Annotated in this window: 16 protein-coding genes; all 16 read left to right on the top strand. The window is 30.3% G+C overall.

All coding sequences use genetic code 11. From position 1 onward, the window contains the following. Positions 1-5 precede the first annotated feature (5 nt). The 16 genes from HV819_RS07735 (at position 6) to HV819_RS07805 (ending at position 8,457) form a co-directional block, all read left to right on the top strand. Positions 6-347 (top strand): YjcQ family protein, encoded by a 342-nt coding sequence (locus tag HV819_RS07735; RefSeq protein ID WP_176269918.1) that lies wholly within the window; start codon positions 6-8, stop codon positions 345-347. A 401-nt stretch (positions 348-748) separates the two neighbouring features. After that, on the top strand, positions 749-922 hold the full coding sequence (locus HV819_RS07740) for a hypothetical protein (RefSeq protein ID WP_176269919.1): 174 nt from the start codon (positions 749-751) through the stop codon (positions 920-922). 236 nt (positions 923-1,158) lie between these two features. Further along, the gene (locus HV819_RS07745) at positions 1,159-1,329 is read left to right on the top strand and encodes a hypothetical protein (protein ID WP_176269920.1); all 171 of its coding nucleotides are present in this window, start codon (positions 1,159-1,161) and stop codon (positions 1,327-1,329) included. A gap of 152 nt (positions 1,330-1,481) precedes the next feature. Continuing rightward, positions 1,482-2,354, top strand: a complete 873-nt coding sequence (locus tag HV819_RS07750) for a Rha family transcriptional regulator (protein ID WP_216629234.1) — start codon at positions 1,482-1,484, stop codon at positions 2,352-2,354. Positions 2,355-2,450: 96 nt separating this feature from the next. After that, positions 2,451-3,842: a terminase large subunit gene (locus tag HV819_RS07755; protein WP_176269922.1), complete on the top strand. Its 1,392-nt coding sequence runs from the start codon at positions 2,451-2,453 to the stop codon at positions 3,840-3,842. A gap of 81 nt (positions 3,843-3,923) precedes the next feature. Beyond that, entirely contained in the window at positions 3,924-4,400 is a 477-nt protein-coding gene (locus HV819_RS07760; RefSeq protein WP_176269923.1) for a DUF4355 domain-containing protein, read from the top strand. A 1-nt stretch (position 4,401) separates the two neighbouring features. Next, positions 4,402-5,292 carry a phage major capsid family protein gene (locus HV819_RS07765; protein WP_176269924.1) on the top strand — a complete coding sequence of 297 codons (891 nt, stop codon included), beginning with the start codon at positions 4,402-4,404 and terminating at the stop codon, positions 5,290-5,292. A gap of 8 nt (positions 5,293-5,300) precedes the next feature. Continuing rightward, positions 5,301-5,432 carry a hypothetical protein gene (locus HV819_RS11740; protein ID WP_268879122.1) on the top strand — a complete coding sequence of 44 codons (132 nt, stop codon included), beginning with the start codon at positions 5,301-5,303 and terminating at the stop codon, positions 5,430-5,432. Beyond that, the gene (locus tag HV819_RS07770) at positions 5,413-5,835 is read left to right on the top strand and encodes a phage Gp19/Gp15/Gp42 family protein (protein ID WP_176269925.1); all 423 of its coding nucleotides are present in this window, start codon (positions 5,413-5,415) and stop codon (positions 5,833-5,835) included. Before HV819_RS11740 ends, HV819_RS07770 begins: the two co-directional genes overlap by 20 nt. Continuing rightward, positions 5,813-6,127, top strand: a complete 315-nt coding sequence (locus tag HV819_RS07775; protein ID WP_328700367.1) for a hypothetical protein — start codon at positions 5,813-5,815, stop codon at positions 6,125-6,127. Before HV819_RS07770 ends, HV819_RS07775 begins: the two co-directional genes overlap by 23 nt. Further along, positions 6,120-6,356: a hypothetical protein gene (locus HV819_RS07780; protein ID WP_176269927.1), complete on the top strand. Its 237-nt coding sequence runs from the start codon at positions 6,120-6,122 to the stop codon at positions 6,354-6,356. The genes HV819_RS07775 and HV819_RS07780 overlap by 8 nt, the downstream gene beginning before the upstream one ends. Further along, on the top strand, positions 6,353-6,673 hold the full coding sequence (locus HV819_RS07785; RefSeq protein WP_176269928.1) for a hypothetical protein: 321 nt from the start codon (positions 6,353-6,355) through the stop codon (positions 6,671-6,673). Before HV819_RS07780 ends, HV819_RS07785 begins: the two co-directional genes overlap by 4 nt. 12 nt (positions 6,674-6,685) lie before the next feature. After that, a complete protein-coding gene (locus HV819_RS07790; protein WP_176269929.1) occupies positions 6,686-7,246 on the top strand; it encodes a phage tail tube protein in 561 nt (186 codons plus the stop codon). After that, positions 7,243-7,506 (top strand): hypothetical protein, encoded by a 264-nt coding sequence (locus HV819_RS07795; protein ID WP_176269930.1) that lies wholly within the window; start codon positions 7,243-7,245, stop codon positions 7,504-7,506. The genes HV819_RS07790 and HV819_RS07795 overlap by 4 nt, the downstream gene beginning before the upstream one ends. 47 nt (positions 7,507-7,553) lie before the next feature. Beyond that, positions 7,554-7,877, top strand: coding sequence for a DUF5361 domain-containing protein (locus tag HV819_RS07800; protein WP_235942778.1), 324 nt, complete (start codon positions 7,554-7,556; stop codon positions 7,875-7,877). After that, the gene (locus HV819_RS07805; RefSeq protein ID WP_216629235.1) at positions 7,867-8,457 is read left to right on the top strand and encodes a hypothetical protein; all 591 of its coding nucleotides are present in this window, start codon (positions 7,867-7,869) and stop codon (positions 8,455-8,457) included. Before HV819_RS07800 ends, HV819_RS07805 begins: the two co-directional genes overlap by 11 nt. The last annotated feature ends 258 nt before the right edge of the window (positions 8,458-8,715 follow it).

The following is an 8,715-nucleotide window of genomic DNA, read 5'->3' on the forward strand; positions in this document are numbered from 1 at the left end:
GAATTATGGCTAAGGATGATTATGATGTTTTGGTTTTTAAGATTTTAACTTATTTGTATAGGAAATTTAAGGATAATTATATTGATGATATGTATTTATTTCCTTTTACTAATGATTTTCCAGTACAAGAAAGCTATTTTATTTCTATATTTGAAGATTTAGAAGAAAAGGGTTATATAAAAAATTTAGTTTTAACTAAGGCTTGGGGTGGAGATATTGTAAATTATGATTTATCCAAGCTACAAATAACAGGTGACGGGATAGCTTATTTAAGAGATAATTCAAGAATGAAAAAACTAATTAATCTGATTAAAGAGGCAAGAGCTATAATGTCTTTGTGGAATTAGATTAGATACTTAAAAATAAAGAATAAATTTATAATAGCTCTCCTTTTTGCTCGGGGAAAAATAAAAAAATTTTAAAAAGTGCTTGACTTATGCGACGCAAAAGTATATAATATAATTGTAAGATAAAGGAAAGGAGGAAAACTCAATGACAAACGAGCAATTAAAAACTTATTTCAAGTTAATATTAGCAATTCTTGATAGATGTAAAAGTCTTGAAGAAGCTAAAGAAGAAATAAGAAAGTTACTATAAGGCTAGGGGCTTTGCCCCTTAGCTAATTGTTAGGAGGATATTATGACAGATAAGGAATTTAAAGAGTTTTTAAAAAGTATTTTGGAGCTTTTAGAAGAAAGTAAAGATCTAGAAGAAGCTAAGAAAAAACTAAAAGAAAAATACTTAGAATATGAAAAATAGAAAGAAAATGGGTAGACCAACAGATAATCCAAAAGTGGATTCTCTGAATGTTAGACTAGATAAAGAATCAAGTGAAATATTAAAAAAATATGCTGAAAAATATAATATAACTAGAACTGAAAGTGCTAGAATAGGCATTAAAAAATTAAAAGAAGATTTATAATAAAAAAAGAGTCCACACTTTCGTGTGGAACTCAATGACAAACGAACAACAAAGTTGTTCATATATAATATACCTTTTTATTGTGATTCTTCAATGAAAGGATTATGAATGAATAATATAGTAAAAATTGAAAAAGAAAGTAAAAAATAAAAAAAATATTTTTAATTTACCCTTGACAAGTAACGAGTAACAATATATAATTTAAGTAACGAGTTACAATTAAGGAGGTGAATTATATGAGTAGAGCAGAATATATGAAAGAAAGGCGAAAGAATAAAAAAGCTTTCAGTGTTCTACTTGAAAAAAATAGATTTAAAATCATTGATGATTACTTAAATAGTGAAAACATGAGTAAAAAAGAATGGTTAGAATCTAAAATAGATGAGATTGAAAAACAAAAAAAATAAAGGTAGTGATGCCGTTCAAACAAAACTACCTTTAAATTCAACGATAAGGAAATCCTCATCTCAAATACATTATAACTCAATAAGGGTTTCCTTTCAAGATTTCTGAAAGCTCAAATTTGAGCTTTGCGTAAATTTCAATGAAAGGATTAAAAATGAATAATTTAGTAAAAGTATATGATAATAAAGATTATGGTTTAATAACTACTAGCAGGATTGTAGCAGAAGGATTAGGGAAACAACATAAAAATGTTTTGAGGGATTTGGATAAGATTTTAGAAAACGGAGATTTCCGTTCTCTGATTATTCCAACAACTTACAAGGTAAAAGGTCAAAATAGGGAGTACAAAGAATACCTCCTTACAAAAGACGGTTTCACCTTATATATGTTTAACATTCAAGGATATAATGATTTTAAAATGGCATATATAAATGAATTTAATAGAATGGAGAAACTTCTAAGTGGTGAACAGCTTGAGATTGAACCTTACAAAATAAAAAACAAAAGCTACCAAGGTGTGCCTTGTATGACTATTAAGGATTTGGCTTTTCTTTGTGGGTATGATAGGTCTAGTGTTGGTGCATATATCAGGGAAAATTCTCTTGGGGAGCTTTTGACTTATAATAAGTTAAAGGATTTTAAAAGGGAAAATACTGATTATGAGGATGTAATGTGTTCTTTGTATGTTTTGTATAGGGAAGATGTTTTTAATATTGTTGATAATTTTAGGAAGTTAAAGGAATGCAAGGAATTTTTGGATGAGTATTTTAAGGATAAATATTTTGAGCCAATTTCTGATATGAAAATTCTTAAAAAATTGATGAATTTAAAAATGATTAGGCAAATTACTAATAATTTTAGTTTGAATGAACAGATGAGAATGGAATTTGATTATATTATTTCTAAGGAATATGTTAAGTTAGGCTTTTTAGATAAGCCTGTCAATGATTTGAATATTAATCATAGGGAAGGCTGGAATTTATTTTGTAATATTGAAAATTGGAAGAATGGTTTGGAAAGAAAATAAGTAAAAGTGAAAGCATCACTATTTAGTGGTGCTTTTTTAGTGGAGATTTTGACCTAAGTATGTCGTTAAACTGCTAGCTTTTATTTAGGGGGTAGGATGAAAAAAAGATTAGGTAATCAAGAGCCTACTAAAAAAGTTGTTCTACCTTACAAAAAGAGTGACTATAAAAAGGCTGTTGATTTTTATGAAAAGAGTGGACGTAAAGCTCAAAAATGGCAAAAAATCTTATTAAAAGATATATTAGCTTACGGTAAGGATAATTTATGGACTCACACCAAATGTGGTTATTCATTACCAAGACGTAATGGAAAAAACGAAATAATTGTTATGCGTGAGTTATATGGTCTTTTTATGGGAGAAGAAATAAATCATACAGCCCATAGAGTATCAACATCTCATAGTGCTTGGGAGAGGCTTTGTAGGATTTTGGATGAAAGTGGAGTTGATTATAGGTCGTTAAAAGCCAAGGGTCAAGAAAGAGTTGAAATTCCTGAAACAGGTGGAAGAGTAGAGTTTCGAACTAGGTCTTCTACTGGTGGACTTGGTGAAGGTTTTGATTTATTGGTAATAGACGAAGCTCAAGAATATACTGATGATCAAGAAACAGCCTTAAAATATGTTGTATCTTCATCCAAAAACCCACAAACCATAATGTGTGGAACCCCACCAACCCCCATATCTTCAGGAATGGTTTTTGTCAATTTTAGGAAGAAAGTTTTATCTGGAGATAGTAAGAATTTTTATTGGGCAGAATGGAGTGTTGATGAAAATACTAATCCTCATGATGTTGAAGCTTGGTATCAAACCAACCCATCTTTAGGAACAATTTTTACTGAAAGAATCGTTGAAGATGAAATTGGTACTGATGATTTAGATTTTAACATACAAAGATTAGGTCTTTGGATATCATATAACCAAAAATCTGCCATATCTCTAACTGACTGGGATAGATTAAAAATTGATGAATTACCTAATTTGATTGGTGGTTTGTATGTTGGAATAAAATACGGTCAAGATGGAAATAATGTAGCTTTATCTATAGCAGTCAAGACTGATGAAGGAAAAATATTTATAGAGTCTTTGGATTGTCAAAGTGTAAGAAATGGTGATAGGTGGATTTTGGATTTTTTAAAGTCGGCTGATATTGAAAAGGTAGTAGTTGATGGTGCTAGTGGTCAAAATATTTTAGCTAGTGAAATGAAAGATTTGAAATTAAAAGAACCTATATTACCAACAGTAAAAGAAGTTATAAAAGCAAATGCTATGTGGGAAAGAGCGATTTTTGAAGAAAGTATCCTACATAATGACCAAGAATCTTTAAAACAAGTTGTAACAAACTGTGAAAAAAGAAATATCGGTTCATCTGGTGGTTTTGGATATAAATCTCAATTTGATGATATGGATATAAGTTTGATGGATTCATGCTTGCTTGCCCATTGGGTTTGTAAGGAAAATAAGAAAAAAATAAAACAAAAAATTTATTATTGATATTAGAAGTGGGTGTTAACTAATAGTTGACAGTCACTTTTTTAATATAAAATTACCGGACACGGGGAAATGGAGTAGAAAATGAGCGATTTTAAAGTAATTGAAAGTCAAGAAGAACTTGACGCAATAATTAAACCAAGAGTAGAAAGAGCAATCAAAAAGGCAAAAGAGGAAGCAAAGGAAGAATATGAAAGTTCTTTAAAAAGTCTTAATGATGAAAATTCTAATCTTAAAAATGAAGTTGGTCAGTACAAGAAAAGTCTTGAAAGTATGAAAGAAAAAGATGAACAAATTACAGGTCTTAATAAAACAATAGAATCTTATAAGAGAGAAGATTTAAAAAGAAAAATAGCTGTTGATTGTGGTTTACCTTTTAATCTTTCGAATAGAATTCAAGGTGAAGATGAAGAGAGTATGAGAAAGGATGCAGAAAGTTTATCAAATTTTATAAAGAATTCTAATCCTAGTGTAGTACCTCTTAAAAATGTTAATGAAATAAAAGATGATGATAGTGGTTTAAGGTCATTATTAAATAGTTTAGATTTAGAAGGAGAATAAAATGACAACAACCAGAAATAATTTATTTGAACCAAAACTTGTAAATAATTTAATTAGCAAAGTTAAAGGATACTCAACTTTAACAAAATTATCCAAACAAGTTCCTATAGCTTTTAATGGTAATAAGGAATTTGTTTTTTCAATGGATAAAGAAATTGATATTGTTGCTGAAGGTGGAAAGAAAAGTGAGGGTGGTTTGTCCCTTGCAACTAGAGTTATTGTTCCAATAAAAGTTGAATATGGTGCAAGAATTACTGATGAGTTTTTATATGCTACAGAAGAAGAAAAACTTAATATATTAGGTGCTTTTACTGATGGTTATGCTAAAAAACTAGCTAAAGGTATTGATTTGATGGGTATACATGGAATTAATCCAAGAACTGGTGAAGTTTCTAATATTATAAATAACAACGATATAGCTCATAAGGTAACTCAAAAAACAACCTTTAATGAGAAAGACCCTGATACAAACATGGAAGAAGCTATTCAACTTGTTATTGCAGCTGAAGGTGATGTTACAGGTCTTGCTATGGATCCATCTTTTTCATCATGTTTAGCAAAACAAAAAAATAATAATGATGCTGGTGATAGATTATTCCCAGAGTTAAGATGGGGTGCTAAACCAAGCTCTATTAATGGGATTCCTGTTGATATACATTCTACAGTTGGTAATGGTTCTAAAATTAAAGCTATAGTTGGAGATTTTGAAAATGGTTTTAAATGGGGTTATGCAAAACAAATTCCATTTGAAATAATCAAATATGGTGATCCAGATAATTCAGGTCAAGACTTAAAAGGACACAACCAAATCTATTTAAGAAGCGAAACTTATTTAGGTTGGTCAATTCTTGAACCAAACCATTTTGCAATTATAGAAAAATCCGAAGGTTAAGTCTATATATGAAAATTTATAAAAATAAAAGAACTGGTGCTATAATATATAGCACCAATGAATTAAAAGGCGAGGATATAGAAGAAGTAAAAAAGAAGCCTGTAAGAAAAGAGACTAAGAATGGAAAAGATAACAAGTAATGATGTGATTAAGCTTTGGAGACCTTTAAGTCAAGAAGAAATTGATCGTGTAGAAAATTTAATTCCAATAATTATTGATAATTTAAAACTAAAAGCTCAAAGAGTAGGTAAGGACTTGGATAAAATGTCTGAGTCACCTACTTTTTTTAATGTTTTAAAATCAGTAGTTATTGATGTGGTTTCAAGAACACTTATGACTTCTACAGATCAAGAGCCTATGACTCAAACGAGTGAATCAGCCTTGGGTTATTCTTGGTCAGGTACTTTTTTAGTGCCTGGAGGGGGTCTTTTTATAAAAGATTCTGAACTTGCAAAACTCGGTTTAAAAACACAAAGATATGGGGTGATAGATTTTTATGACACGAATAAAGGGAATTCCTGTGATTTTGATATCGAAGAGTGATCCTGTTGAGGATGAGTTAGGAAGTCTTATTTATGAAGATAAGGAAATTGTAGTTGAAAATGTTTTGGTTGCTCCTACAAGCTCTGATGATATTTTGTCTACAACCAATCTTTATGGTAAAAAGGCTGTGTATACTCTTGCAATTCCTAAAGGAGATAAAAACAAATGGGAAGGTCAAGAGGTTAGATTTTTTGGTCAAAGATGGAGAGTTTTTGGGAAAGAAATGCAGGGAATAGATGATCTTATCCCTCTTAATTGGAACAAGAAAGTGTATGTAGAAAGTTATGAGTGATTTTAAATTTGAATTAAATTCTGATGGAGTGAAAGATCTTTTAAAAAGTCCAGGAATCCAGGAAGAATTAAAAAAACACGGACAAGAAGTTGCTAATAGGGCTGACGGAATTTGGGAAACCAAAAGTGGAGTTGGTAGCGTTAGAGCTAATGTTAAAGTTGTTACTAATGATAAAGATACTTTTTATAGAAATTTAAAAACTAATACTCTTATAAAGGCTTTGGGATGATAGAAAAAAAGATTAAAAATTATTTAAAAAAAGCTCTGGGAGTTCCAGTATGGGTTGAGCATAGGGAAAATGAACCTAACAGTTTTGTTATTTTTGAAAAAACTGGTGGTTATATTAAAAATACAATAAACCATTCAACATATGCTTTTCAATCTTATGGGGAAACTTTGACAGAAGCTTTGAAATTAAATAATAAATTGCTAGATTATATGATGATGTTCGAAGATGCTAATGTTAAGTTAAATTCTAATTATAATTTTACTGATACTAGCACAAAAAAATACAGATATCAAGCGATTTTAGAACTAATATATTAGAAAGGATATTTTATGGCAAATACTAATAATACAAGTACAGGAAAACCTAAAATAGGTGGAGCTATTTTTGTAGGCTATGATGGTGTAGCTGTTCCAAAAGATGCCAAAAGTGAATTAACAGGATTTAAAGAGTTAGGATATGTTTCTGATGATGGACTAACAAATTCCAATTCTTCAGATTCTGATAAGATTAAAGCCTGGGGTGGAGATACTGTTTTAGTTATATCCAAAGGAAAAGAAGACACTTTGCAATTTAAACTAATAGAGGTTATGAATCTTGACGTTCTTAAATATGTTTATGGGGCAGAAAATGTTTCAGGAACTTTGGAAACTGGTATAACCTTAAAGGCAAATTCAAAACAAGCAAAGGCTCATACTTTGGTAATAGATATAGTTTATCAAGGTGGAGTTATGAAAAGAATAGTAGCTCCTAATGCAATTATCCAAGAAATGGATGATATTGAATATACAGACGAAGATGCTGTTGGATATGCTGTTACAGTTTCTTGTCTTCCAGATACAGAAGGTAACAATCATTATGAATATATAGTTAAAAAAGGGGATAAAGAATGATCAATGGAAAAACTAAAAGTGGTTTTAAGTACAGCATTGATGAAAATGTAATAACAGATTTTGAATTTATAGAAAATTTAGAAAATGTTATGGAAAATGGGGTAGGCTTATCTAAAACTTTAGTAATTTTACTTGGAGAAAAGCAAAAAAAAGCATTAATAAATTATGTTAGGGATAAAAAGACAAAAAGAGTTCCTATAAAAGATGTTATGAAAGAAGTTGAGGATATATTATCCAATCCTAAAATAAAAAACTTATAGTCCTTGCCAAGATGATAAGGCTTGATGAAGATGCTCTCATTTGTGATTTGGCAGAAACGTATAATATCCTGGATTACAAAAAGCTAGCTTTAAATGAGCTAGCTATTTTTGCTTGTGGTCTTAGAGATGATTCAAGGATCAAATTAAAAATGAGTGAAAATATTTTAAGTCCTAATCAGTTACTTTTGGCTGGTATTCAAGATAGATTATCTTTACTTGTTTATTCAAAGACAAAAGATGCTGAAAAAGGAATAAATTATCCTAAGTTAATTTTGGATAATATGGAAAATAAAATTAATGGCTTTACATCTGGTGAGGATTTTATGAAAGAAAGAGAAAGAATTATGAAGGAGGGAAAAAATGCCAACTGAAATAGGTAAGGCTTATGTGCAAATTATACCCTCTGCTAGAGGAATAAAGGGAAGTGTATCCAGAATATTAAAACCTGAATCTTCAAGTGCTGGGCAGGATTCAGGATCTAGTTTTGGTAGTAATCTCTTAGGGACTTTTACAAAGCTTGCAATAGGTGCAAAAGTAGGCCAAGCCTTGGCAAGTGGAATAAAATCTTCTGTAATGGAAGGTGGGAAACTAGAGCAATCTATAGGTGGTATTGAAACATTATTTGATACAAAGTTTTCAAAAGGTGCTGATATTGTAAAAAAATATGCCCAAGAATCTTTTAAGACAACTGGTTTATCTGCTAATTCTTATATGGAAAATGTAACAAGTTTTTCAGCATCTTTAATATCTTCACTAGGTGGAGATACTCAAAAGGCAGCTGAGGTTGCTAATATGGCTATGGTGGATATGGCGGATAACTCCAATAAGATGGGCACTAACATGCAGGATATACAGAACGCATATCAGGGATTTGCTAAGCAAAATTACACAATGCTAGATAACCTTAAACTCGGTTACGGTAAAATAATTGCCGTGTTTAAAGTGAGTTAACCATTTTATTAATGGGTGTATAAAATAATTTTATGCTAACGGGGAAACTCTAAGGAGCAATCTATGACAATCCCGTGCCAAGCCTAGAAATAGGAAGGTGTAACGACTAGAGCTATGCTCGTAAGATATCTATTAATACGATATTTGAAATGCTCACTATTAAATTTATTAATGCAAACCACCATCAAAATGTGGTATTTTGCAAATGAATTTAATAAAGATATAGTCTAAGCCCTAGGATTTACATTTCTGTAAATC

Origin of the sequence: Anaerococcus faecalis (assembly GCF_013371425.1) — a bacterium.
Taxonomy (GTDB): Bacteria; Bacillota; Clostridia; order Tissierellales; family Peptoniphilaceae; genus Anaerococcus; species Anaerococcus porci.